General features: G+C 41.3%; 21 protein-coding genes. 13 read left to right on the forward strand and 8 right to left on the reverse strand.

Going from position 1 to position 24,685, the window contains the following annotated elements; all coding sequences use genetic code 11:
* Positions 1-19: 19 nt before the first annotated feature.
* Complete coding sequence (locus LEP1GSC185_RS06450) at positions 20-682, forward strand: TetR/AcrR family transcriptional regulator (protein WP_008594470.1); 663 nt, start codon at positions 20-22, stop codon at positions 680-682.
* A gap of 14 nt (positions 683-696) precedes the next feature.
* Here the strand turns inward: LEP1GSC185_RS06450 and LEP1GSC185_RS06455 are convergent, their stop codons facing one another.
* The 3 genes from LEP1GSC185_RS06455 to LEP1GSC185_RS06465 form a co-directional block, all read right to left on the reverse strand.
* Entirely contained in the window at positions 697-1,986 is a 1,290-nt protein-coding gene (locus LEP1GSC185_RS06455) for an LA_0442/LA_0875 N-terminal domain-containing protein (protein ID WP_008595845.1), read from the reverse strand.
* 119 nt (positions 1,987-2,105) lie between these two features.
* Positions 2,106-3,374: an LA_0442/LA_0875 N-terminal domain-containing protein gene (locus LEP1GSC185_RS06460; RefSeq protein ID WP_008594994.1), complete on the reverse strand. Its 1,269-nt coding sequence runs from the start codon at positions 3,372-3,374 to the stop codon at positions 2,106-2,108.
* Positions 3,375-3,452: 78 nt separating this feature from the next.
* Positions 3,453-4,757, reverse strand: coding sequence for an LA_0442/LA_0875 N-terminal domain-containing protein (locus LEP1GSC185_RS06465; protein ID WP_415857742.1), 1,305 nt, complete (start codon positions 4,755-4,757; stop codon positions 3,453-3,455).
* Between the two features lie 453 nt (positions 4,758-5,210).
* Here LEP1GSC185_RS06465 and LEP1GSC185_RS20115 point away from each other — a divergent pair, with 453 nt between their 5' ends.
* Together LEP1GSC185_RS20115 and dinB are read left to right on the forward strand one after the other, a co-directional pair.
* A complete protein-coding gene (locus tag LEP1GSC185_RS20115) occupies positions 5,211-5,669 on the forward strand; it encodes a ComF family protein (RefSeq protein ID WP_244264627.1) in 459 nt (152 codons plus the stop codon).
* Positions 5,670-5,711: 42 nt separating this feature from the next.
* Positions 5,712-6,815, forward strand: a complete 1,104-nt coding sequence (gene dinB / locus LEP1GSC185_RS06475; protein ID WP_008595091.1) for a DNA polymerase IV — start codon at positions 5,712-5,714, stop codon at positions 6,813-6,815.
* A 1-nt stretch (position 6,816) separates the two neighbouring features.
* Here dinB and LEP1GSC185_RS06480 read toward each other — a convergent pair whose 3' ends face one another.
* The 4 genes from LEP1GSC185_RS06480 to LEP1GSC185_RS06495 all read right to left on the reverse strand — a co-directional run bounded on the left by LEP1GSC185_RS06480 (position 6,817) and on the right by LEP1GSC185_RS06495 (position 12,389).
* Positions 6,817-7,566, reverse strand: a complete 750-nt coding sequence (locus LEP1GSC185_RS06480; protein ID WP_008594046.1) for a hypothetical protein — start codon at positions 7,564-7,566, stop codon at positions 6,817-6,819.
* Between the two features lie 102 nt (positions 7,567-7,668).
* Complete coding sequence (locus LEP1GSC185_RS06485) at positions 7,669-9,534, reverse strand: RecQ family ATP-dependent DNA helicase (protein WP_008593486.1); 1,866 nt, start codon at positions 9,532-9,534, stop codon at positions 7,669-7,671.
* Between the two features lie 15 nt (positions 9,535-9,549).
* A complete protein-coding gene (gene mnmC1 / locus LEP1GSC185_RS06490) occupies positions 9,550-11,487 on the reverse strand; it encodes an FAD-dependent 5-carboxymethylaminomethyl-2-thiouridine(34) oxidoreductase MnmC1 (protein ID WP_008595264.1) in 1,938 nt (645 codons plus the stop codon).
* Positions 11,484-12,389: an LIC10647 family lipoprotein gene (locus tag LEP1GSC185_RS06495; RefSeq protein WP_232298488.1), complete on the reverse strand. Its 906-nt coding sequence runs from the start codon at positions 12,387-12,389 to the stop codon at positions 11,484-11,486. The genes mnmC1 and LEP1GSC185_RS06495 overlap by 4 nt, the downstream gene beginning before the upstream one ends.
* Positions 12,390-12,573: 184 nt before the next feature.
* On the opposite strand from LEP1GSC185_RS06495, the gene dusA reads away from it, so the two are divergent.
* The 5 genes from dusA (at position 12,574) to LEP1GSC185_RS19930 (ending at position 18,247) form a co-directional block, all read left to right on the forward strand.
* A complete protein-coding gene (gene dusA, locus LEP1GSC185_RS06505; RefSeq protein WP_008594829.1) occupies positions 12,574-13,623 on the forward strand; it encodes a tRNA dihydrouridine(20/20a) synthase DusA in 1,050 nt (349 codons plus the stop codon).
* 47 nt (positions 13,624-13,670) lie between these two features.
* Complete coding sequence (locus LEP1GSC185_RS06510; RefSeq protein WP_008593737.1) at positions 13,671-14,612, forward strand: MBL fold metallo-hydrolase; 942 nt, start codon at positions 13,671-13,673, stop codon at positions 14,610-14,612.
* A gap of 260 nt (positions 14,613-14,872) precedes the next feature.
* Positions 14,873-16,582, forward strand: a complete 1,710-nt coding sequence (locus LEP1GSC185_RS06515) for a 7TM-DISM domain-containing protein (RefSeq protein WP_008595426.1) — start codon at positions 14,873-14,875, stop codon at positions 16,580-16,582.
* A gap of 102 nt (positions 16,583-16,684) precedes the next feature.
* The gene (locus tag LEP1GSC185_RS06520) at positions 16,685-17,674 is read left to right on the forward strand and encodes a cytochrome-c peroxidase (RefSeq protein ID WP_024863924.1); all 990 of its coding nucleotides are present in this window, start codon (positions 16,685-16,687) and stop codon (positions 17,672-17,674) included.
* Positions 17,675-18,103: 429 nt separating this feature from the next.
* Complete coding sequence (locus LEP1GSC185_RS19930; RefSeq protein WP_155832436.1) at positions 18,104-18,247, forward strand: hypothetical protein; 144 nt, start codon at positions 18,104-18,106, stop codon at positions 18,245-18,247.
* A gap of 91 nt (positions 18,248-18,338) precedes the next feature.
* On the opposite strand, the gene LEP1GSC185_RS06530 is transcribed toward LEP1GSC185_RS19930, so the two are convergent.
* Positions 18,339-19,622, reverse strand: coding sequence for a citrate/2-methylcitrate synthase (locus tag LEP1GSC185_RS06530; RefSeq protein ID WP_024863925.1), 1,284 nt, complete (start codon positions 19,620-19,622; stop codon positions 18,339-18,341).
* Between the two features lie 127 nt (positions 19,623-19,749).
* On the opposite strand from LEP1GSC185_RS06530, the gene LEP1GSC185_RS06535 reads away from it, so the two are divergent.
* The 5 genes from LEP1GSC185_RS06535 to LEP1GSC185_RS06555 all read left to right on the forward strand — a co-directional run bounded on the left by LEP1GSC185_RS06535 (position 19,750) and on the right by LEP1GSC185_RS06555 (position 24,620).
* Positions 19,750-20,844 (forward strand): AraC family transcriptional regulator, encoded by a 1,095-nt coding sequence (locus LEP1GSC185_RS06535; protein ID WP_008594288.1) that lies wholly within the window; start codon positions 19,750-19,752, stop codon positions 20,842-20,844.
* 76 nt (positions 20,845-20,920) lie between these two features.
* Complete coding sequence (locus LEP1GSC185_RS06540; RefSeq protein WP_008593820.1) at positions 20,921-21,883, forward strand: M24 family metallopeptidase; 963 nt, start codon at positions 20,921-20,923, stop codon at positions 21,881-21,883.
* Positions 21,884-21,929: 46 nt separating this feature from the next.
* A complete protein-coding gene (locus LEP1GSC185_RS06545; protein WP_008595279.1) occupies positions 21,930-22,808 on the forward strand; it encodes a metal-dependent hydrolase in 879 nt (292 codons plus the stop codon).
* A 47-nt stretch (positions 22,809-22,855) separates the two neighbouring features.
* A complete protein-coding gene (locus LEP1GSC185_RS06550) occupies positions 22,856-23,656 on the forward strand; it encodes an SDR family NAD(P)-dependent oxidoreductase (protein ID WP_008593516.1) in 801 nt (266 codons plus the stop codon).
* Positions 23,657-23,675: 19 nt separating this feature from the next.
* Complete coding sequence (locus LEP1GSC185_RS06555) at positions 23,676-24,620, forward strand: alpha/beta fold hydrolase (protein WP_008594931.1); 945 nt, start codon at positions 23,676-23,678, stop codon at positions 24,618-24,620.
* Positions 24,621-24,685 lie beyond the last annotated feature (65 nt).

Below are 24,685 nucleotides of genomic sequence, written 5' to 3' on the forward strand. Positions count from 1 at the left end.
GTAAATATAGGGAAGTACTGTGGCTGAATTTACCGCTTCAAAATACAATAGAGATACTTTCGATAAGATCCCGGAAGAAAAAAGGACCAGGATACTTTCCGTTGCGATCGCAGAATTTGCAAACCGAGGTTTCAATAATGCGAACACAAATATTATTGCTAAGAAGGCCGGCATCAGCGTTGGCTCTTTATACAAATACTTCGATACAAAAGAAGACTTTTTTCTTACCGCTGTAGGTTACGGTATCCATCAGCTAGAAAAAACCTTAGAAGAAGTCCTGAACGAAGAAAGCGACCTTTTCGGAAAGGTGGAAAGAATATTAAGAATTATCCAAAAACATTCCAGAGAGAATAGAGATATTATCCGCTTATACAATGAGATCACTGCGGAAGGAAATTCTGAGCTGATCCGAGGACTTTCCTCCGATATGGAAAGTGTTTCCGCTAAAGTTTATACTTCTTTATTGGCAGAAGCCAAAAAGTCCGGTTCTGTAGGCAAGGAAGTGGACGAGAAAATTTTTGCCTTCTGCATAGATAATCTTTTTATGATACTTCAATTCTCTTATGCGACCGAGTATTATAGGGAAAGAATGAAAGTCTACCTGGGAAAAGACTTCGATAACGACGAAAAGGTCGTGAAGGGGATGATGTCTTTTATTCGTAGGGCGTTAGAGAAAAAGTAGGTTTTTTTCCTATCTCATTGCCGTAAAAAATCCAATCTATATATTACTCCGAAATCCAAAGAGTTCGATTTGCTAACAGATGTGGCTCCTTTCCCGATCGCGGTTTGGATCAGATTGTTTAATAATACATCTCCCGGTGCTCTAGGCGAGGAAGAGTCGAAAGCATATCTGATCTCATTAGAAGTTTGATCTAAATTGTATTTCCATTCGTACGCCGATATGCCGGCCCAAACGGAAAATGTCGGAGTAAGTCTATAGACGAATTTATAGGATAGTTGGTATCCTTTTGCTGCCCATGCGGATTTTTGCGCGACTTCTCCATAAAAAGCGGAAGTTGAATCCGGAAAAACGGTCGCGTGTATGGTATTGTCCTGATTTCCCTTTAGAGTTAAGTAATATAGTTCAATCCTATTCTCGATCCTTTCTCCAGCTCTGATCGTAGTTTTTAAGCCGAGAGAAGGGCCTTTCATTCGTTCATGGACTTGAAAGAAATAATTTCCGTATAAATACAATCCCGAAGAAGAGAATGCCTTTAAGCTCGTGTTATTATCGTCCGTGTTTCCCCAAAACTGGAAGTAACCAACGCTCGGTCTTAGATCAAAACGAGAGTTCGTAAATGCAAGATAGGATATATCGGCCTTTAGGGTTGTCTGTTTTTCTGGAAAAGTTCCGTTAGTGGTATTGAACTCGTTTCCGGAATTGATTGTTAGTGTGTTTAGTGTGGTATCCGAGCGGAAGTTACTTCCAGATAAGGATCCCGAAAGTTTTCGAAACGTGTATGTTAGACCGTAGTGATCGGAAAGTCCCGCTTTATAGCTCGGCTTTTCCGTAATTGTAGGATTACTCCCTGTCAGTAAGTTTACGGAATTTTGCAATCTAAGTAGGAAGGTTTCCGAATCAGGTTTATAATATCCGTATCCTATACCCCCGAAAAATTCTAGATCGTGTCTCTTCGTTTGGTCCAATTGAAAATTCGTCACTTTTCTCGGAGGTGATTCCTGAGGAGAAGGTTCAACTATGAGAGGAGGAGGTTCTTGGGGGCTTTGTTTTAACTTGTCTTCGGAATCCTTTAATTCTTTTACGGTAGGCTCTTTATAACTTACTCTTTGGATTTCCGTTTTATTTAATTGTTTAGTTTTGCCGTCTGCTATTTTGATCTGAATGAAGGTCGCTGTCTGATGGATGACTTCTCCTCTCAGGATTTGCCCATTTTTCAAATAGATAGTCTGCTCTTCTCCAAAGACTGCGATTGCGGGAAGAAAAAAACATAATAGAATAGTTCGTTTAATAAATGAAAATCTCATCTATGCTAAATTTCGAAGCTTAGATAAATGCGTGCAATAAATTATTAATGCATTTGAATTAAATCGTTCACGGGTTTTGTCCTGAGGCCAGGCTCGAATGCCTGCTAGGTATTTTTGATCTAATTTAATTCAAATCTTTTTATCATTCCAAATTCCAAGATTGCGGATCTACTTTCCGAATTGATCGTTTTGCCTACCGCTTCCATTAATTTCTGTTGTACGATATATGCATTCGGATTGCTTAAATCGACCCCGATCAATCCGTCTTTGGACGAGAACACATATTGGAAATCTGTGTTTAGGCTGTATTTCCATTCATAGAATTGAAATCCCGCATAAACCGAAATCGTAGGAGTGATCCTATAAACTAATCGATAGAGAAGGTGAAATCCATTTGCGTCCCATGAGATATTCTGTCCTTGTCTAAATAATGCGACCTGAGACAGATTCGTAGGGGCAAGGAATGATTGGATGCTCCCATTCTGATTCCCGGATAAATTTAAATTATGATATTCTAATCTATTTTCCCATCTCTCTCCCATACGTAGCGTTGCTTTTAATCCTATCGTATACCCCTTGAGAGTTTCGTTGAACTTCAATACACCCTGAGAATATAGATATAAGCCACTATCGATATAATAGGACGTAGATAAATTCGCGTCCTGAGATTGTCCCCAGAAGTGTTGGTACCCGATTGTGGGTCTTAGATCGAATCTTTCTTTCGTAAATATTAGAAAGGACAATTCGTTTTTCAAAGCACTTTGCCTTTCCGGAAAACTCCCACTGCTATGTATCATTCCGCTTGCATAAGAATGACTGTCGTATGTGCTTCTATTTCCCAGAAGTGACCCGGTTATTCCTCCGGACCATCTTTTCCATGTATATATTGCTCCGTAAGTTTGAGATAATTCGGGGGAATGTGTAGGCTTATCGATTACCGTTGGAAGAGTTCCGGAGAGCAGTCCCATTTTGTTTTGGATCTGTACCGGTAACCCTTGAGTTTCCGGAGAATATCTACCGGCCCCTAATCCTAAATAAATCTCTAAATCATTCCGTTTTAACTGATCTATATGGAAATTTACTTTGGGCTTTGGTACTTCTAAGATTTGCGGAATAGGAGTTTGTTCCGCCTGAACTGGTTTTTTCTCTTCCTGTGGAAGTTTTATCGGTTCGTTAAAACTAACAGTATTGATCTCGGACTTATTCAGTTGTATCGTTTTTCCTTCTGCAGTTTTGATCAACATACTCGTTGCAGTCTGCTGTAATATTTCAGCCCGAAAAACCTGGCCGTTTTTTAGATAGATGGTTTTCATTTCCGCGAACAGGGAAACAACAGGAATCAATAAGAACGCAAATAGGAGAGGGGACCTTTTAAGATACGTTTTCATCTGCGCCGTATTCTGTATCTTAAAAGGATGGGGGCAATAATTTAATGCTCTTAATCAGGATCCGCAAACAAATTTAAATTAAGGAGATAGCTCGAATCTTTTCATTACTCCGAATTCCAAGGACGAAGCCCTGCTGGTCGCAGGCGTGGATTTTGCTATGGTGTCTATCATAAGATTGCTTAGAATAACTATATCCAGCGACGGTGGAAATTTTATATCTCCTAATCCTTGGAATCTTTGCTCCATTGAATTCACTGAATACTTCCATTCAAACAATTGTATCCCAACCCAGAAAGAAAGCGTAGAGGTCCATCGATAGAACAGTTTATTCGAAAAATTAAATCCTTTTGCGGTCCAAGTCGTATCTATATTAGATTTGTAATAATCGAAGAAAGAACCGTCCGTACTCGCGGCAGTGCCAGTTGAGGAAGTATATTGAGCTCCGGTGAGAGACAAATAGTGAAGTTCGATCCGGTCCTCCCATCTTTCTCCTACGCGAACGGTTGTTTTTATCCCGAAGGACGGCCCTTTTAATATCTCTAGAAAAGTATAATTAAATTTGGTAACATCGAACAATGCATTCGCAAAATAATCGTTAGCCGTAGTGTTATTATCTTCCGTCTTTCCCCAGAATTGAGAATATCCGAAACTGGGCCGTATATCTACCCTTTGGTTGCTAAATGCCAAATAAGAAGCATCTAACTTTAAAGAATTCTGTTTTTCTGGAAACGTTCCGGTAAATTCTTGAAGCGAAGAATTTCCTCCGTACACCGTTACTCTTTCCGAAGTTTTTCCGCCAAAATGAGTAGCGGTCAATCCGACCGCGAATTTTCTCCAATAATAGATCGCTCCTAGGCTATAGGCGAGTCCTCGTTTATATACAGGATCATCTGCTTGAGTAGGGACTGTGTTTAGGGTGTTTATCTTTGCGCTTAGATGATCAAAATAAGTTCCTGTAGGAGGACGATATGTTCCTAGGCCCGCTCCGAAGAACACCTCTATATCTTTTCTTTTGACTTGATCGATTGCATAAGGGCTGGCTGCTTTGTCTATCTCCGGCTCCTGCTTTTTGGCCGGTTCGGGATTAGGTGGAGGAGGTTCTTCTACGATTGTAGCTTGTTGTTTTAATTTTTCTTCTGCTTCTTTCTTTTCCAGAACGGTGGGCTCCTTGTAGCTAACTCTTTGTATTTCTTTCTTGTTGAGCTGTTTGATCTTACCGTCGTCCATCCTGATCTGCATTGTGGTAGCAGTTTGCTGGATCACTTCTCCCCTCAGGATTTGCCCGTTCCTCATATAGATTGTCTGCTGTTCCGAAAAAACCTCTCTTATTGGCAAAGATAATGAAAGGATTAATAAGCAAATTCTTACGTAGGAACTTCTCATAACGTAGCTATTAGAACGAATACTGAATTGATCGGCAATAACTTATTAAACGGCTATAAATAAAAGGTGTTCCAATTGGTTAGTTCTTTGAAGAGGAGAAAGTTATAACTTGGCCATTTAATTAAGATTACCTATTGGGGAAAAAACGCGCGCGATAACATACATTTATAACCTGCTCGTTTTATGAGATCTTTATTCTTTCTTCGGCTCTTGGACTTCTTTTTTCCTCTACTTTGTGGAATTTGCGGTAGAGAAGACTTTTTTTCCTTAAAAGTCGGTCTCTGCAAAAGATGCGCTTATAACGCTTTGAGGGCGAAACCTACATATAGATGTAATGTATGCTCTTCCCCTTTGGCCACGCAGTTTGAGGTTTGTGGATTTTGCGATTCCAGAAATGTATTCTTTACGAAAGTTTTTAGCCTCAGGGATAGAAACGATCTTTTGGGAGAATTATTGAACAAACTGAAATCCAATAATGAGTATCCTGTTTCCGTTTTTTTGTCTTTGGGAATAAGGAAAGTATTGAGAGAGTTGAGGACCTTAGATCTCGATGCTTGTATTCTTCTTCCTAGTTATTCTAAAAACAAAATTTTCAACCAGGATATTAGAGCATTCTCTCCAAGTAAAAGGTTATACGAAGAAGTGAAAAGAATATTAAAGATCCCTTTAATAGATCCTTTGATGAAGACAAGCCCTGAAAGACAGGCTGGCAAAAGTTTTTCCGAAAGATTTTTTCACGCTTATTCAGCTTGGAAAATCAAACCAAATTGGAAGGAGAAATGTCCTCCTACGGTGCTGCTATTGGACGATGTTTTTACTACCGGCGCGAGCGTGAACGAAGCTAGTCGAATTTTAAAGAAAAACGGTACAAAGTCGGTCTATATTTTAACCTATCTGAGGGTCTCGGAATAAACTTGACCAATCTATATATCCGTTTAGTATAGATGAAAGAAGATGATCCGAAAAATTCTACACGTAGATATGGACGCATTTTATGCTTCGGTAGAACAAAGAGATAATCCGAGTTATCGAGGCAAACCGATCATTGTTGGAGGTCCTCCAGATTCCAGAGGAGTCGTATGCGCTGCAAGTTACGAAGCAAGGAAATTCGGGGTCCGTTCTGCAATGCCTTGCTCCCAAGCGGCGAGACTTTGTCCTTCCGGGATCTTTGTAACTCCACGTTTTGAGGCATACAAAAAAGTATCCTCTAAGATCAGGCAGATCTTTTTAGAATACACAGACCTTGTAGAAATGCTCTCCTTGGACGAGGCGTTTTTAGACGTTACTCAAAATAAAAAAAATATCCCATACGCAACGCAAGTGGCAAAAGAAATTAGAGAAAAAATTTTCGAAGAGACTCAATTGACCGCATCCGCAGGAGTTTCCATAAATAAGTTTTTAGCCAAGATTGCAACCGACCAAAACAAACCGAACGGAATGACGATAGTTCGTCCGGAACAGGTCGAAAAATTTATAGAGTCGTTGGATGTTTCGGTATTCCCAGGTATCGGAAAAGTTACATTAAAAAAAATGCATGCACTTGGGATAAAAAAAGGGAAAGACCTAAAAGAAAAAAGTCTGGAGATGTTGGACCAAAATTTCGGAAAATCTGGCCGCTGGTTTTACGCAGTATGCAGAGGGTTGGATGATAGGCCGGTAGAACCGTTTAGGGAAAGGAAATCCTTGGGTGCAGAATCCACTTTCGCTAAGGACTTGGAAAATAGCTCGGAGATATTCAGAGAACTTTCGGATATCGCCGAGGAGTTGGAAAGAAGGTTACTTCAAAAACCTTTTCCGGGAAAAACGATTACTCTTAAGGTAAAATTTTCAGACTTCACGCAAAAGACTAGAAGTATCACCGAGGATTATTCCTATTTAGATAAAAACGAATTGTACCGGATCGGATCCAAACTTTTGGAAGAATTTATATTAGGATCAGGTAAAGCGATCTTTCCGATCCGACTTTTGGGTCTTAGCCTCTCCCATCCGGAAAACACTTCTAAAAATTCACAGATAAAAATAGAAGACGAAGAAGATCTATTACCTTCTCTTTTCTAAACTATTTAGAAGTGTCTCCGTCTATCCCGGAAGGTACTAAATTTGCGATTCCTTGCCTAAGATTTGCCCATTCTTGTCTACATTTTTTGTCAGAATCTTTCTCTTCGTTATAATGTAACATGGATCTTCCGGCAGCGAGTCCGGCTAGTTTAGAATTATCGAATACTTTCCAAGCGATACTTAAAATAAATAAGCCTACAAAAGGAAGTGCTATCTTCAATATCCCATGATGTTTGGAATCCATGATGGAACCTAAAAAAGTACAAATTGAACCGATACTAAATAGATACCAGCCTATGTAAAAATAATCTTCCGAGATCTCTGAGGCATTATTGATCATGTATCTGCAGAAAGATCCATCCATCTCCACTAATTCTTTTTTTCCGGAAGGAAGAAGGTTTTCTACAAACGGTTTTTCTAATCTGGATTTTCCCAAATAAGGTTGGATCTCTAAGAATAGATTAATTCCCATATACAGCATTCCGATGATGAAGACGATGAAAAAAGGTCTGTATAAAAGTTTGGTCCTTTCCGTAGATCTATAAAGTTCTAATTCCGATTCGGGAACTCCCATCTTCTTGGAAATCCTGTCCTTGTATTGTTGAAAGGCTAAATTATCCATGAAAGGAATGTAATCCGTAGCAGGAAGAGAGTCCTTTGCTTCCTTACTCTGGAGCCAAGCATTAACCTCGTTTAAGGCTTTGGTTTTAGAAACTTTGAAGTAAGGAAAGATAAAACGGAGCAGAAACATAATATTTTCCTGTTATAGAATCGGTGAATGGACCGGCTGGCCATATTAGAGAATCTTTAAGATACAGGCAAGGCGATTTTTGAACAGTAGAAGTCCGGAAAATCAAAACTTTTCTAAAATTGCTAAAATTTCTCTCCCATATTGCCTAACTTTAGCTTCTCCCATACCTTTGATCGTCATTAGGTCGTCCAGGCTTTCCGGTTTTTGAGAAGCGATCCTGGCAAGTACAGGATTTTGGATCACCATAAACTTTTTCCATTTATTGCGTCTTGCGATCCTATCTCTGAAGTTTTTGAGTTCGTTCAGGATGAGCTTATCCCCGCTAAGTTGTATTTTTTTGCGGGGCTTTTCGGTATCATCAAAAGACGCTTTAGGTTTTCCGAATGCAGTCAGATAAATTTTAGGATATTTATCCCCTTTAACGGAAAGTTTTTTGGTCTTTTGCCAATCTTCCAGAAGTTTAAGGATGGATTCTTCCGGTACGTGCTTTAAAGAAGAATAATATTCTGATCTATCCAACCTTCTGCGAAGTATATCCTTGGATTTTGCACCTCTTAACGTTCCTGCGATGATCTTTTTACCGAACTTTGCGGGATATTCCGAGATCAATCCTTCTACGGATTTGATCTCGTCCGGATCGAAGATATGAGATTCTTTTTCCTTTTTCTTTTCCGCCTTCAACCTTTCTCTTTCAGTATAAGCAAGTCTTGCGGAATGAGAAGAAGCAAAATCAGTACATGTATCGCAAGATCCGCAATTGGAAATTTTTTCCCCAAAGTAATCGCATAGGATCTTTTGTCTACAGTCCGAGGAGCTTACATACGATTTTACGTGAGAGAGTAGAGTTTCTCCTCCCTTATAATTCGCTTCCTTTGATAAAAGAAAACTTTGAACGCTTAAGTCGCCAGGGAGAAAGAATAATATACAATCCGAATTTTTACCGTCTCTTCCTGCTCTTCCAGCTTCTTGGTAATAACTTTCCAGAGAAGAAGGTACCTGATAGTGAAGGACCAGTCTTACATTGGGACTATCCAATCCCATCCCGAATGCGTTTGTCGCTACGAGTATATTCGTTTTTCCGGATGTATAACCTTCTTGCGTTCTTTCTCTGCTGGAATCGGTCCTTCCCGCGTGGTATTTTCCCACTTTGTATCCGGATTTACGGAGAAGTTCGTAAATTTCGTCCACTTTTGCCCGAGTGGAACAGTAGATTATCGCTTTGCCGGAAGTAGATTTTTGAAAATTACCTTTTTCTAATATTTCTAAAAGTGAACTTTCTTTTTCTCTTTCTGAGTCCGGATATACAACCGAGAATTTCAAATTCTCTCTGGCATACGTTCCTTGCACATACAAAGGGGATTTTAATCCCAAACTGTCCGAAATATCTTTTTTAACTCGGTCAGTCGCAGTAGCAGTTAGAGCCACCCATGGAGTTCCTTCCTGCAAATAAGAACGTAATGTATGGAGTTTTCTGTATTCGGGACGAAAATCATGCCCCCATTGGGAAACACAATGTGCCTCGTCCACTGCCATTAAGCTTACCGGAAGTTTTGGGAGTAAATTTAAAAAGGAGCGCGAGACTGCTCGTTCAGGAGAAATATATAATATTCTAATTTTTCCGGTTGCAGCGGAAGATAATACCCTGACCTGTTCCAGATCGTCTTGGGTTGAATTACAGTAAGCTGCTTGGATACCTCTTGCTTTTAGTCCGTCCACCTGGTCTTTCATAAGAGCGATCAAGGGAGAGATTACGATGGTAAGAGAGCTTGACTCCGCAAAGGAAGGTAATTGGTAGATCAGCGATTTTCCGGCGCCGGTAGGAAGGATTGCAAGCACATCCTTTCTTTCCAATAAAGCCTGGATAGCCTCCCATTGGCCTTGCCTGAATTGGGAAAACCCGAAATGAGTATGTAGGATCTTTTTCCAATCCTCTATCGAAGAGGAGGCTGTTCCGGAGTTTGCAGACAAGTTGAAACTTCTTCCTTATTCTTGATTTCGGATCTTGCGGTATAGAAATCTTGAGGGATGCAGAGAAGAGTACAAGCTATTTTCGATAGATAAAGGTTCGTTTAAAAGAATCTCCGCCAAAACTTCCCCTCCCAATAGGGAAGTTAAAACTCCCCTAGATCCCAGACCGCCGAACACAAACAGGTTTTTTTGCGGTTCTAAAAAAGGGAATTCTTTCTTTCGATTTTTAGGCAAACCCATACCGGAGTATATTTTTCGAAAAGGTTCCGGAGAATGGATCGGACCGATGATCGGAAATCGATCCGGTGTTTGGGATCGGATCCCGACAAAGTCGGAGCGAACTTTAATTTGTTTCCAGTTTAAGTCAAGATAGGTCCGTTGAGAATAGTCCAATATTTCCTCTCTATCTTTGGTTCTTGCAGTCGGATCTAAATCGAATTCATCAAAGGTGGACCCGTTAATCCTAACCCCATCCTTGGACGGAGTTAGATATTTGTCTCCTACTCGGATCGGATCTTTTTCAGATTCTATATTCGAATCTTCTAATATTTCTAATTGTCCTCTAACGGATCTAAGAGAGAAGGGGGATTCTTCCCACAAATTATGGAGTAAACCTTCTATTCCGAAGGAATTGGCTAAGATCAAAACCTCCGTTTTGTCTAAGGTCTCTTTATTCTCGGAGAATAAAGTCCATTCTTCTTTTTCATAGGAGATCGATCCTATTTTTCCTTGTTTTAAAAGAATGTTCGGATGATCTAATAGCTTTTCGATGAGAATCGGAGTATCCGTCCAGAAACCGGAAGGATAAAAGATACCTTTTGCCCCTTTAGGATAATTTTCTCCCAGCTCCGGTTTTAACTCCGCCAATTCTTTTGATAAAGAATGTATCTTTGTCCCTTCTTCAAGTCTGGCCCAAGGAAGATCTTCTCCGGAAAGTTGTACTGTGCCGGAGATTTGGTAAGACTCATCAGATAGAAGATCGGAGTAACGACGGATGGAATTTCCGAGGCAACGTAGGGTCCATAAGCTGGTCGGAGTTTCTTCTTTTGTAATATGAGGATGAGAGATCGCCATAGGAACTGAAGATGCGCGTAACGCGTTATGATCGTCCCAGACTTCTACTTGGATTCCTCTCCAGGCCAATGCCCTTGCAACGCTTGCGCCTGCAAGTCCGGCTCCGAGTACGGAAATTTTTGCAGGGATTTTATCCGAGTCAGTTCTTCTTAAAAATGGGATCGGATTTAAGTCCTGTTCAAGTTCGGATCCGTAAACACCGACGAGCATTTCTCTTTTTCTTCCGTATCCCGGAATTTTAGAAAGAGAGAAGCCGGCACTCTCCAAACAATCTTTGACGGATCTTGCCACAGTGAATGTGGCAAAACTTGCGTTTTTATTCGAAAGTCTTTTGAGTTGGAGTGAAATATTTTCCCCCCAGAGTTCCGGATTTTTAGAAGGAGCAAATCCATCCAAAAAGAATGCATCGAATTTGCCGGAGGTTTCCGGAAGACATCGGATCGCATCTCCTATCCATAGATCCAAGATTATATTTTCTTTTTCGAATAGAAAGGTATTACATCCGGGGACGAGTAGTTTATATTTTTCTAAAAATAATTCCGATAGTTCGGAAAGTTCGGGAAAAGAGGAGATTGCTTTGCGAATATCATCGGGTTCTAATGGATATTTTTCAAAAGAAGTGAATCTTAAAACTTGAAAGCCCGACTTACTATTACGATTTCTCCAGAGCTGCCATGTTGCGAAAAAATTTAAACCGGTCCCAAATCCTAATTCTAAAATACAAAATGCGTGATGTGGAGATGTAGAAGACAATCTTTCTTCTAATCTGTTTCCTTTTAAGAAAACATGTCTGGTTTCTTCTAGTCCGTTTTCCGGAGAAAAATATATATCGTCGAACTCTCTGGAAACGGGAGTGCCGTTTTCTTTCCAATCTATCATCCGGGATTTTCCGTATTGGTGTTGGCATCTTCTTTAGGAGGAAGCCCCGCAGAAGGTAGATTCTGTAGAGGAGGATACGCCGGTCCTTCTTCTTTCTTGTGAGGTTCTTTGGAGAGTTGGATCTCCTTTCTAACTCCCATTCTGTAAGTGGTCATATTCATATAAAGGGAAGGAGCAGGTAATCCGTTTGCTGTTGCGACTTGGTTCCGGATATTAAGGCCTTTGCCGTCTAGATCTCCGAAACTAGTAATCTCTAAAAAAACGTAGGCATTATATAGGATCGTATTCGGAAGATATTGTCCTATATTATATTCGAATAATAAACGAAGTCCCTTCAATTCCTGCAGTTGGTTCTTGACGCTGGAGACCCTTTGTTCTCTTTCTATAATGTCCATTCTGTAAACCGCAAGACCATATATCGGCCCGACACCGAAGTTCACATTCTTCCCTTCGTAATAACCTAAATAAAGCGTGAAATACATTTGGTAATCTTCGTAAGTGTATTCCATATTTCTTCCTAACTGCGGAGGAAGAGGGAAAAGCTGATTGGAAACGTATTCATCGAATGCAAGATAACGTCTTCCGTCGTCGGGATAATTGATTAGATTTCCTCTATATGTTCTGGGAGAAGTTAAGTTGAAGGACCAAGCAAGTCCGCTTAAGAAAGAAAAAAATCCCTTTAGATCTCTTGTACCTGGGATCCTGCTCGGGACAGATCCGATAGAATAAAATGCACGAGTAGTAGTGGAGTCCCTGCTGACAACGCTTGCATCTGCATTCGAACCGGGAGCGCTAAACTTGCTGATAGGCAAACCTTTGACATTATCAGGATGAGTGAAAAAATCCAAGGCGGTGTATTCCGCACCTGCATTGATGATGATAGAGTCTAATACTCCACTCATACTCTTACAGGACGAGAAAATCAGGAATAGGCAGCAAGCTATACTTTTAGGAAAAAAAACCGGATTTAGTCTCTTAGAATCCATCGTTCAGAACCAAATTGAAACGGTCGGAAATCAAACCAAGTCCATTTCATGGGGCTTGACTGCTCAAACCGAAAACCGAGGATCGTATTAGTCGAAGTATATGTCTTTCGAAAAAAAACAGCCGATCCTATACCCCGTATCCGTAGCCCCAATGATGGACTGGACGGACAGGCATTTTCGTTTTTTCTTAAGGCTGATCACTAAACGTTCTCTATTTTACACCGAAATGGTGACAACCGGCGCTATTCTGAGAGGAGATAAACATAGATTCTTACGTTTTTCTAGAGAAGAATCTCCACTCTCCTTGCAGCTAGGCGGGGACAATGCTTCTCAACTTGCGGAATGTGCAAAGATCGGAGAAGAATACGGATACTCGGAGATCAATCTGAATGTAGGCTGCCCGAGCGACAAAGTACAAGAAGGAAATTTCGGTGCTTGTCTGATGAAGGATCCGAACAAGGTCGCTGATTGTATCTCTGAAATGGATTCTAAAACTTCTATCCCGGTCACAGTCAAATGCCGTATTGGTGTCCGAGGAAAAGAAACATTAGAAGATCTGCATGAGTTTGTGAGATCGGTAAGTACTGCCGGCGCCAGAAGGATCACGATACATGCAAGAATTGCAATACTAGAAGGTCTTAGTCCGGCTCAGAATAGGACAGTTCCTCCATTACGTTATGAAGATGTATATTCTATTAAAAAGAGTTTTCCGGGACTAACGATAGAATTGAACGGAGGAGTTAAATCCGTATCGGACATACGTTCTCACTTGGATAAAGTCGACGGAGTTATGATCGGAAGAGCGGCGTATGAAAATCCTTTCTTATTCTCGGATGTGGATTCGGAATTTTTCGGCGGGGAACCTTTAAATCTGAGCCGTAGAGAGATCTTCGAGTCTATGCAGGAATATGTTTCCGCTCAAACGGCGGAGGGCGAGAAGCCGAGCCGAATTTTAAGACATTTACTGGGAGCATTTCATGAGATCAGAGGAGCTCGCTCCTATCGTAGGATCCTCACGGAAAAAATGCATTCTAATCCTGGGCCTAGATTACTTTTAGAGGCCTTGGAGTCCATTCCGGACGAATACCTAGATCGAACATTAGGAAATTCAAAAATTGAGACCAAAGAGGTTGCGCATCCGGTGGTTTAATCGGATGATACTCGTCTAAATACTGCAGAATATTTGCGGAGAAACTTTTGGACAAGATTCGGACCATAGATTGCGGATATGTAGAAGCAGGACTTGCTTGTGCTTATCTGATCGTGGATGGTGACAGAGCCGTATTCGTAGAAAATAATACGAATTATGCAATACCACTTCTATTAGAAGCGCTAAAGGAAGAAGGACTTACTCCCGAGTCCGTGGATTATATTATTATTACACATGTTCACCTAGATCATGCAGGCGGAACAGGCAAACTTATCTCTTATTGTCCAAATGCGACCGTTCTTGCTCATCCCAAAGCCGCTCCTCATATAATAGATCCAACACGTCTCATCAAAAGTTCCATCCAAGTATATGGAGAAGAGAATTACTTTAAGTTGTATGGCGAAATTCTTCCTGTGCCGAGTGACCGTGTTCGGACTATGAGCGACGGAGAAGAATTAACCTGGCAGAAAAGAACATTCAAATTCCTGCATACAAAAGGACATGCGAACCATCATTTCTGTATTTACGATTCTTTAACGAATGGGATCTTTACGGGAGATACTTTCGGGATCGGTTACACATTGTTTAGAAAAGGAAAAGATTCGCTGCTCTTTCCTTCTACTACACCGACCGATTTCGACCCGGAAGAAGCGATACTCTCCGTTGATAAAATAATCGCGACGGGCGCTGACAAGGCATACCTTACACATTTCGGAGTTTGGGAGGATATTCGTTCCGGAGCCTCTCAAATGAAAGAAGGTATTAACGTTATGAAAAACGTAATGATTTCAGCTGAAAAGACGGGTTTGGAAGGAGTCTCCTTGGTTGCCTTTTGTGAGAGTAGAGTCCGTTCTTACTTAGAAGATCAGATCCGTATTCGACATCTTCCCTATGGAGAAAAAGAGGAAAGATTTATCGGTTTCGACTCCCAGATCAACGCGCAAGGGATCGCATTTAAAATTGAAAGATCTAGAAAGAGTCGGAAATAATTTTCCATCCCTTAAGTATATGTTTTTGATTCTTCAAAATTGCAGAGATGAAAGTTTATAATAGTCTAGTGCTGCTTAGGCGAAGTTTTTCATTTGATCTCCTTGTTTCGAATTTTTTGAATATACCTGTGGGCATAACTTCGGATGGATCCTCTAAGATACGAAATCTGGTATCCCTCTTCTGTGCCTTCTTCCTTCTAATCTCCTGCTCTACCAAAACTTCAGAAAAAGTTCCGCTTGTTTATAAAGGAAGTATAGACATGAGTACAGTCAGTCATTGGGGAGAAATTTATCCTCTAAAAGGAGACTGGGAATTCAATTGGGGAAATTTATATTCGCCTAATTCAGGTTATATGGAAAGCGGGCAATATTTTCCTGTTCCGGGGATTTGGAGGGATTATTCTCCTACTTTTTCCTTGCAGGGACACGGTTCGTATAGATTAAAGATCCATAAGACTCCTGAACAAAAAAATCTAGCCATCTATGTTCCCAGAATTCCGGGGGTATATTCCGTATATTTCGGGAAAAGATTGATCTTTGCCAATGGGATCAACGGGACAAATCGGATAGATACTGAGTTCTTGGCACATCCGAATGCTCAGATTTATCTCCTGGATTCTTTGGATACTGAGTTGATCGTAAATGTTTCAAATTATAGGGGGAATTTCCTAAAAGGTGGCATACGTAATCCATTCTTGATCGGAGATATGGACGCTTTAAAATCTAAAGTGGTCCATGAAATGATCTGGGAAACACTTTTGGTCGCGATCATTTTTTCGGTAGGTTTGTATCATCTAATCTTCTTCGCATCTTATCGAAAGGATTTAGTACCGTTATTCTTCTCGTTATTTTGTTTTTTGGTAGCCTTCTACTCTTTTGTAACTTCCGGTCTTCAGTATATTCTGACTCCTGAACTTACTTTGGATTTGCGGATCAGAATGGAATATTTCTGCGAAGCATGTCTGGTCCCTTCCGTGTATATGATCCTGAGGACAATGTATCCGAAACAATTCGGGGCAAAATGGATGGCGATCTTAATGAGCACCATGTTCATTTTTGTACTCTCCGTTTTCATATTAGGAGAAGAAGAACTGATCTATTTGTATTCCTTCTTCATGCATGTTCCTCCATTTTACACTCTGGTGTTGTTGGCTGCATTGGGTTACGCTTGGTGGCAGAAAGAAGATAGGGCCAGGACCGTATTTCTTTCCGGGATGATACTTGCGGTTTCGATGGCAAATGACGTTATCTGGGGATTGTACGAGGTTTACTTCCTTATACCCTATAGTTTCCCTGCGGCGCTAGTAGGATTTATAGCATTCAATTCTTATATCATATCGTTAAGATTTACTAAAGACTTGGAGAAAGCGGAAACATTTGCGGAATTGCAGTCCAAGTATAACGAACAGCTCAGATTGAATGCCGAGGAAAAAGCGAAGTTTGCTAGCTTAGTGGACCAATCCATGGACAAAGGATTTCATTCTCTGATCGATCAATTGGAATCCAAAGAAAGTTCCGACAAGTCTCTTTCTAAACTCAAAAACGAGCTCAACCAGACTCTCTCAGGTGTCAGGGATATTTTGGACCTGATGCATCATCAGGGAGGGAAAGAGGAATTAGTAGAGGACGAAATGAGAAAGTTCGTCCTAAAAAACCCGTTATTCTCTCATTCGGAGATCCAAACTGTTTCTCAATCTTTGAGAATAGACGAATGCCTCCAAGTCCAAAGGATTTTCTCCGATACGGTAAAGATAGGGGCGAGAAGGTCCGGTGAATCCAAAATTTTCTGGGGAAAAGAAGGAGACTCCATATTGCTTAGGGTAGAAGCAACTGGAGTAGTAGAAAGCAAAGATGAGCCTTCTTCTCTTCTCGAAGCGGACCTAAAAGTGAGAGCTGAAAAGTTGGGAGCAAGATTTTTCCTATTAAGTGAGCCTGGAAAATTCGAATTCGAACTTAGATTACATTCTTAAACGAATTTTTCGGAAGATAGATCGGATTCTTTGGAAAAAGAGTTGTCTCTAATTCTACTTCGGGGATTCTACATAAGATTAGAATGATTCTAATCTGTGGTGATGAAAATGAAGAATACACAATTACTGTGCTTGGGCCTAATTCTAGCCCTGGTCTCGGCATGCGGTCCATCCGAGAAAACAAAACAGCTTATGCAAGACGCGAAGACATCCTTCGGGATCCTTCCGGAAAAAATGCCAGGTTCCGAAAAGGATACTCCAGCTAGGATTGCTTTAGGCGAAAAACTCTATTTCGAAAAACGTCTTTCTATCAATGATTCACAATCCTGCAGTTCCTGTCATGGAACCTTAGGAAAATCAGCCGGAGTGGACAATCTGCCTACATCTCCGGGCGCCCTCGGAAAAAATGGGGACCGAAATTCTCCTACATCTTTGAACGCAGGATTCCATTTCGTTCAATTCTGGGACGGAAGAGCAGCCGACCTAAAGGCTCAGGCAAAAGGTCCGATCTTAAATCCAGTAGAAATGGCTATGCCTTCCGAAGCAGCAGTGGAGAAAAAACTCTCTGAAATCCCGGAATACGTGGACTTGTTTGCAAAGGCATTCCCAGATCAGGATAAAAAAATCACCTATGACAATTTGGCAGAGGCGATTGCCGCATTTGAAAGAACTCTGATTACTAGAGACCGTTTTGACGAGTTCCAGGCCGGAAATCATAGAGCCTTGACTTCTGATGAGCAGAAGGGACTGGAAACTTTCCTGAGTGCCGGATGTATCCAATGCCATAATGGACCACTTTTAGGTGGAAACAGCTTCCGTAAGCTAGGACAGGTGAACCCTTACGAGAATACTACCGATGTCGGAAGATCTGCAGTCAGCAAGAATGAGGCAGAAAAGTATTTCTTCAAAGTTCCTTCTCTTAGAAATATTGCTCTAACTGCGCCTTATTTCCATGATGGAAAGGTCGCCACCCTGCCGGAAGCGGTGAAAAAAATGGCATATTTGCAGCTTGGAAAAGAGCTTTCCTCAGAAGAGGTGGATTCTATAGTATCTTTCCTGAAGGCATTATCCGATAAAAATCGGTCTAATTAATTAGATCTTAGATCAAACGAACTTACAGAATTGAAACCTATTCAGACCGGCTCCGCAAGGAGACGGTTTTTTTTTGCCTTCGGACTTTAGAGCCGCGGAGTTATGAGAGTCGTCACAGAGATTTAATGGCACGCAGAGGCGCAGAGCCGCGGAGGGTTTTTTAAGTTTATTTGGCATATAGTTTAAATACAATGTTGGAGCTCCTACATGGGTTTTTATCTTCTTATAAATCTCCCCTGAATCCACTCTCTGCGACTTTGCGTCTCTGCGTGAGATTTCTCCCTGCTGCCTCTCATAACTCCGCGTCTCCCCACTTGACAAAAGAAAATTCAACTATAAGATCGATCGCCTTGTGGATGTTATATGAGAAGTTTCTGTGTTTGCGCTCTGCTTCTTTTACAATGCTCTTATTTGGACAATGATCAAAAAATGAAGCGGGAATCGAGAGAGGATGATCTCACTCGGGACGCTTACTTGGCGGTCTGTGCTAAGTTAAACGATCCGAGTGATCCGCAAAAGACGAGTGCAATCGTTTGCGCGCTTGTAGTATGCGATCAGTTCGATTGCAACTGAGGTGTTTAAGGGCAGAAGTTTATAGTTTGTCCCAAGACTTAGGTTACAGATTCATGCAGAACTTCGGGCTTCAAGAGCCTGTCCCAGGCTATTATCTTTCCAGGATTTGTCTGTATTTTCTGTGAGTCTCACCTGTAAAGATCTGACGTGGACGAACTTTATGAGATGCGTTCACTCCTATTCTTTGTTCTCTCCAGTGAGCCAACCAGCCGGGAAGTTTGCCTATCGCCTGCATTGCAGTGAAAAGTTCTTTAGGAATTCCTAAACTATGAAAAAGGATCGCGCTATAGAACTCGAGGTTCGGATACAGATTTTTTTCAAGATAGAAAGAGTCCTTACTTACAAAATCGTCTACTTGGAGAGCTACTTCTGCGATCGGGTCTAATTTTTTCTGCTTATAAAAATCTATAAACAGTTTTTGGGCGATCGTAGAACGTTTGCTTTTTACCTTGTATGCGTCGTGACCAAAACAAGTGGAATGGAGCTGGTATTCTCCTTTCTTCATCCTTTCGAAAAATTCCGGAACGGAAAGTTTGGATTTTATAATATCTTCTATCAATTCTACCGCTGCGACTTGTCTTCCGCCTTCTCTGGAACCCCAAAGAGCATTGATTGCAGAAGAAACGGATGCGAATATATTTGCTTGGGTGGAACCGATCAATTGAACTGTAGTGTTCGAAACATTCTGCTCATGATCCGCGTATAAGATCCAAAGTTGGTTTAAGATCCTATCATGCTCTTCCGAAGGTTGGTATTTGACCGACGGAATAGAAAAAAGCATATATAAGAAATTTGTACAGTATGGATGGCGATCCACTGGATAAACGAAAGGTTGTCCTATCATTTTTTTATAGGAGAATGCAGCGATCGTTCTGATCTTCGCGAGAAGTCTCGCCGCTTGGTCGATCCCTCTGTCCAGATATTCCTCGTATTCGTCTTGGTAATAACTGGATAAGGAAGAAACCATTACGGAAAGAACTGCAAGAGGGTGAGCTCTTCCGGGAAATCCGTCGAATAGATTGATCATGTCTTCGTGGATCAAACTATGTTTAGAAAGTTTCATGGAGAATTCTTTCAGTTGTTTTTCGTTGGGAAGATCTCCGTAGATCAGCAAATAGCTGGTCTCAACGAAAGTGGAATAATGCACTAATTCTGCGACATCATATCCTCTGTACTGTAAATCTCCAGTCAGAGGGTCCCTTCTGGAAATTTTACTTTGGGCATATGCCGTATTAAAAAAACCGGGATCGTAAGAAGTAAGCCCCGTCTTAGTATGTAAATCTCTAATATCGATTCCTTTATTCCCGTCAGTTCCGGTGATTACTGGAAGACGGTGGACCTGGTCTCCGAATTTCAACTCTACGAAATCGCTCATACCGATAGGAAACAAGGGAAGGGCGGAAGAGTCAAACCTTCCTTGGCGTTACCTGCAATTTTCCCTTTCGGCTGGACAAAACTTCTCCCCTAGATTTACTCTCCCGAAGTTTCGAAGGAATTTTGTTTTGGAGCATCTGCCCGGTTTTTTTCTTCATTTTTGGATCCAATTTGGAACCGCACTTTGCCTACTTCTTGCGGCGATGGAACTCGCTAAAAAAAGGGAAAATGCGATGCCTGGTGGGATCTTCTATCTAGCCATCATTCTTGCATTGGTAGAGAGCCGATTGGGCTTAGGTCTGCTGCCATGGGCTGCGGATCATATCTGGTTCTGGCCTGCATTCTTCCCCGCAGTTTGGGCGGTAGGGCCCACATTACTTTTGGTCTCTAGGAATATGGTCCAATTTGCCTTGGACAGAGAGATCCAGATCGGAAAACATTTTATCCCGGCGATTCTACTTTTTCTCGGGGAGTTAATAGCTTATATCATTCTACCTGCGGAAGAGATCAGAGAATATATTCGAAATGCAATGTTCGGTTCCAAGGTGGATATTCTAACTGGAGTCACAATATTCGGTTCCATCCACCAGACTGTTTATTCCATCTTCCTTTGGGTTCTGTTCCGAAAGGCATCCAAAGAAACGGAGATCCCACTTTCTTCTCTAGTTTATACCATCCTGATCGTAGTATTTACTACGATACAACTTTGTTGGTTCGGATACTTTTTGAAGAACCAATTTTTGTTAGCGGCAGGTTCTAGTTTCCAAACTTTAGGAATCGTTTTAGTCTTTTTATTCTCTTCCCGATATCCGAATTTTTTCATTTCTTTGAAGTCGGAGATCCAGCAGAAAAGATACGAGAGAACCCAACTGAACGGATTGGATCTGGATCAGCTTCATTCTCGTATCAAAGAGTTGGTGGAGACGGATAAAATTTATAAAGAAGAAAGTTTGAAAATCCAGGACTTCGCCGAAAAGTTATTAGTTTCTCCTCATCAACTTTCCCGTATTTTGAACGAAACCTACGGTAAAAACTTCAACGAATTCCTGAATTCATTTCGAGTAGAAGAGGCCAAAACTCTACTATTAGAGGACCTGGACAGAACCGTTCTCTCTATCGCCTACGATGTTGGGTTTAATACTAAATCCACATTTAATGCGCAGTTTTTGAAAATCACCGGAATGACTCCTTTAGAATGGAGAAAAAAGGGTAGCAAACTATAAGTTCGGACGATTGTTTTTCGCATATCGGTTAGGATAAAACCTTCTGTCGGATTCCGCAAAGAAGGAGAAGAGACCGATGTCCCGAGAAACATATCCTAAAGAAGAATTAGAGTCCTACCGTAAAGTGCAAGCCTTGGCTTATGAAGCGGTGGAATCTGTGCGCAAGGAATTATACCCGGGGATCACGGAAAAAGAAGCGGCTCGCAAAATCGACGATTATATCCGAAATGCGGGAGGAACATCCTTCTTTCATTATGGGTTCGCATGGTTCGGGGACAGGACCGCATTCAGAGGATTCAAACGTCCACTCTCTCTCAACTATTTAAGAAAAGGAGAAGGTTTGCTTCCTCATTTCGGCGGAAAGTTCCAACCTTCTAACCGCAGATTAGAAGAAGGTATGGCGGTGATCCTAGATGTAGCTCCTACATTTGCCGGAAGAGCTGCAGATGTAGGATATGCATTCTCCTTCGGCAAAAATCAGGAGCACGATAAGGCATTAGCAAATCTAGAAGAATATAGAGAGCTGATCTTAAGAAGAGTCCTAGAAGAAAGAACCTTATCCGAAATTTATTTGGAAGTAGACGCAAGGATCCGTGCCTCCGGATACGTTAACTGTCATTCCATATATCCCCAAGGAGTTTTAGGTCATAAGGTAGGAAGACTTCCCGCTTATAATTTGCCGGGAGGAAGAGTAAACGGATTCCCATTCCAAACATTCGCGTACTTATTTCCTCAGATGATAAAGGATCTGATCCCAGGAGTTTCAGGACATTCCCCGTTATGGGGAGAAGGTTCCGACTTCAGAGCGGAGCCTGGGCTTTGGGCCGTGGAACCTCATATCGGAAAAATTTACTCCGGTGCAAAAGAATCCGAATCTTTCGGCGCGAAATGGGAAGAGATCTTAGTAGTCACGGACTCCACCGCTTATTGGTTGGATGAGGAATTACCTCATGTTCGTCTTTGGAAGGAGAAGAAAAAATCTAAATCTTCCGACTCCAAGGCCAGCGTGAAAAAACGAAAAGAAAAAATTCCGGCTTAAACGAAATACATTCAATAATTTTAATATTTAATTTAGAAGGCTTATTATGAGCAGCGAAATATTGCAGGATAAGGATTTTCATTTTTATCCCGTCAGAAAACCTAAATTCGAATTTAGTGAGAACGGTACCAGTAAACATTGGATGGACGGTTCCGCTTATAAAACACATATTCTGAATACCTGGACCTTATTCTTTCCGGATGGAGAAAGGTTTTTTATCAGAAGCATCCAGAAATTCCTGCCAAGTATCAAGGATCCAAGAGTCCTCAGGAATGCAAAAGCTTTCATGGGCCAAGAAGCTCAGCATGCAGGAGAACATAAAAAAACCTGGAAAATCCTAGAAGATCAGGGGTTTAGGATCAAGGCTTTCACCGATTTTGTGAATTCATTCTTTGTAAATTTTGTGGAAAAAATCATGTCAGCTAAGTCTTGTTTGGCGGCGACTGCAGGCGCAGAACATTATACTTCTCTTGTCGCTACAATTGGCTTGCAGATTAAGGCCTTAGATCAGGCAGAATCGGAAATGAAACGACTCTGGGAATGGCATGCAGCGGAAGAGATAGAACATAAGTCGGCCGCTTACGATGTGTTTTTAGATGTTAGCGGAAATTATTTCAGAAGAATGATCACCTTTATAGGAGTGACCATAATTTTCTGGGCGGCAACATTTATAGGAGCGGAAATCCTCCTTTGGCAGGAGGGACTTACTTTTAAATGGAAAACCAGAAAAGATGCTTTCCGTTTTATCTTTATAGATGAAAAGGTCTTCTTTCATGCGCTGGGCGCATTCTTCAGATACTTCCGTCCTAATTTCCATCCGGAACAAGAAGATAATCTGGAATTGAGTAAGGCGATCTTCGAATCACCAGAGCATAATTATAATAGCCTGGACCAGATGGCCCAGGCTATTGAAGCCCGAAACTAAATACTGACCGATAACGTAAACTTTGGGACAGACTATAAGGAAATTGTATGAGCAGACTAAGCGGGAAAAACATTTTAATCACCGGAGCAAGCGGTGGTTTCGGTAAAGAATTAACCAAACAACTATTAAAGAAAGGCGCTAATCTTGTGCTAACGGATATGAAAGCGCCTGAAACTAAGGCTGAGTTCTATTTGGAAAATTCCAAACCAGTTCATGGCAAAATACTCGGGAGTTTCGCAGCGGACTTAAGTACCGAATCCGGTTGCGAAAAAGCCTATAAGGAAGCGATCAAGATCCAACCTAAGATAGATGTTTTAATTAATAATGCCGGTTTAGCATTCGGGGGAAGACTACTGGATGTTCCAATGGATAAATGGAAATTGATCCTGGATGTAAATTTATACGCTCCTATTTATCTATCTCGTCTGTTCTTGCCTGCGATGTTGGAAAGAAAATACGGACAAATCGTAAATCTATCTTCTTGTGCGGGGATCACTGCTCCGGGCGAGTTGGTATATTATTCAGTTTCCAAGTTCGGGATCAGGGCGCTCGGAGAAGCGTTAGATTCCGGTTATAGGCATCACGGAATATACACGACTAACGTATATCCTTTCTTTGCAAACACAAACATACTACATTCTCAACAATTCGGAACGGATAAACCTAAAGTAGTTCCTCCGTTAATCGTAGATAGTCCTCAGATGGTTGTTCGAGCCATTATAAGAGGGATCGAGAAAAGAAAAATGCATGTCTTCCCTGGATTCACTGCGAAGTTATTGCGCTTTTTGACCAGACTGTCTCCCGGTTTTTTGAGAGGAATGGAAAGACTCGGACAAAAATTTTCATAAACGAAAAGAGGCGAAAAATATGGCGGCTACCCAACTGGAAAACGGAGTGAAAAAGGAAAAGTTCGAAGGTTTTAAAGAAACCTTCGTCCATAACGGCGATGTTTCTTTGTATGTGAAGTATAATCATACAGCGAAAGAAAGGCCGAACAGACCCACGGTCTTATTCGTTCATGGATATCCTGACGATCATAGGGTCTGGTCTTACCAGATGGAATCCTTAAAAGAGGATTATAATGTTGCCGCTCTGGACCTAAGAGGTTCAGGAAGATCCGATAAACCAAAAAAGCAGAAAGCATATAATGTTCGCAGAATATTCGAAGATCTTGAATCAGTAATCCGATTTGTCGGAAACAATAAGCCGGTACATCTTGTGGCTCATGATTGGGGATCTTTGATCAGTTGGGCATTTGTTGCGGACGAACAAAGATCGGTTTGGGTAAAATCATATACGGCTATGGGAGGACCTCACCCGGTGCTCGGACGCAGGAGTGCTTTTCAAATGGCTCTTTCCGGAAATCCGATCTCTTTGTACAAGGCACTTTCTCAACTCAAGAGATCTTGGTACATTCTATATTTTCAAATTCCCTTTTTGCCGGAATGGATCTGGAGAACTTTCAGCAAATTTTTCTGGAAGTATACGATGAATGCCGGAGGAATTCCCAAAAACGATACACTTAGGAATAAATCCAAAGAGGAGATCGTTGCAACTACTGTTTCCAATGTGAATTTATATAGAGAGTTACTCAGAGGGGAGGAGTATCCGGAACCGAAACATATCAAGGCGCCGGTGCAGGTACTAATTCCACTCAAAGATTTTGCGATCCGACCCGAGTTATACAGACTTCACGAAAGGATTTGTGACTCTTATAAAGAATATACTTATGATAGCAATCACTGGATCCAAAGGACAATGCCTGATACGGTCAGCGAAAAGATCAGGGAGTTTGTTTGGGAGATCGGATAAAAAATAGAAGTGGTTTAAGTCTAAGGTCGGCGCGATCTCAAGAGATCTAAAAAAAAAGAAACCGA

This window comes from Leptospira licerasiae serovar Varillal str. VAR 010, from assembly GCF_000244755.1.
Classification (GTDB): Bacteria; Spirochaetota; Leptospiria; order Leptospirales; family Leptospiraceae; genus Leptospira_B; species Leptospira_B licerasiae.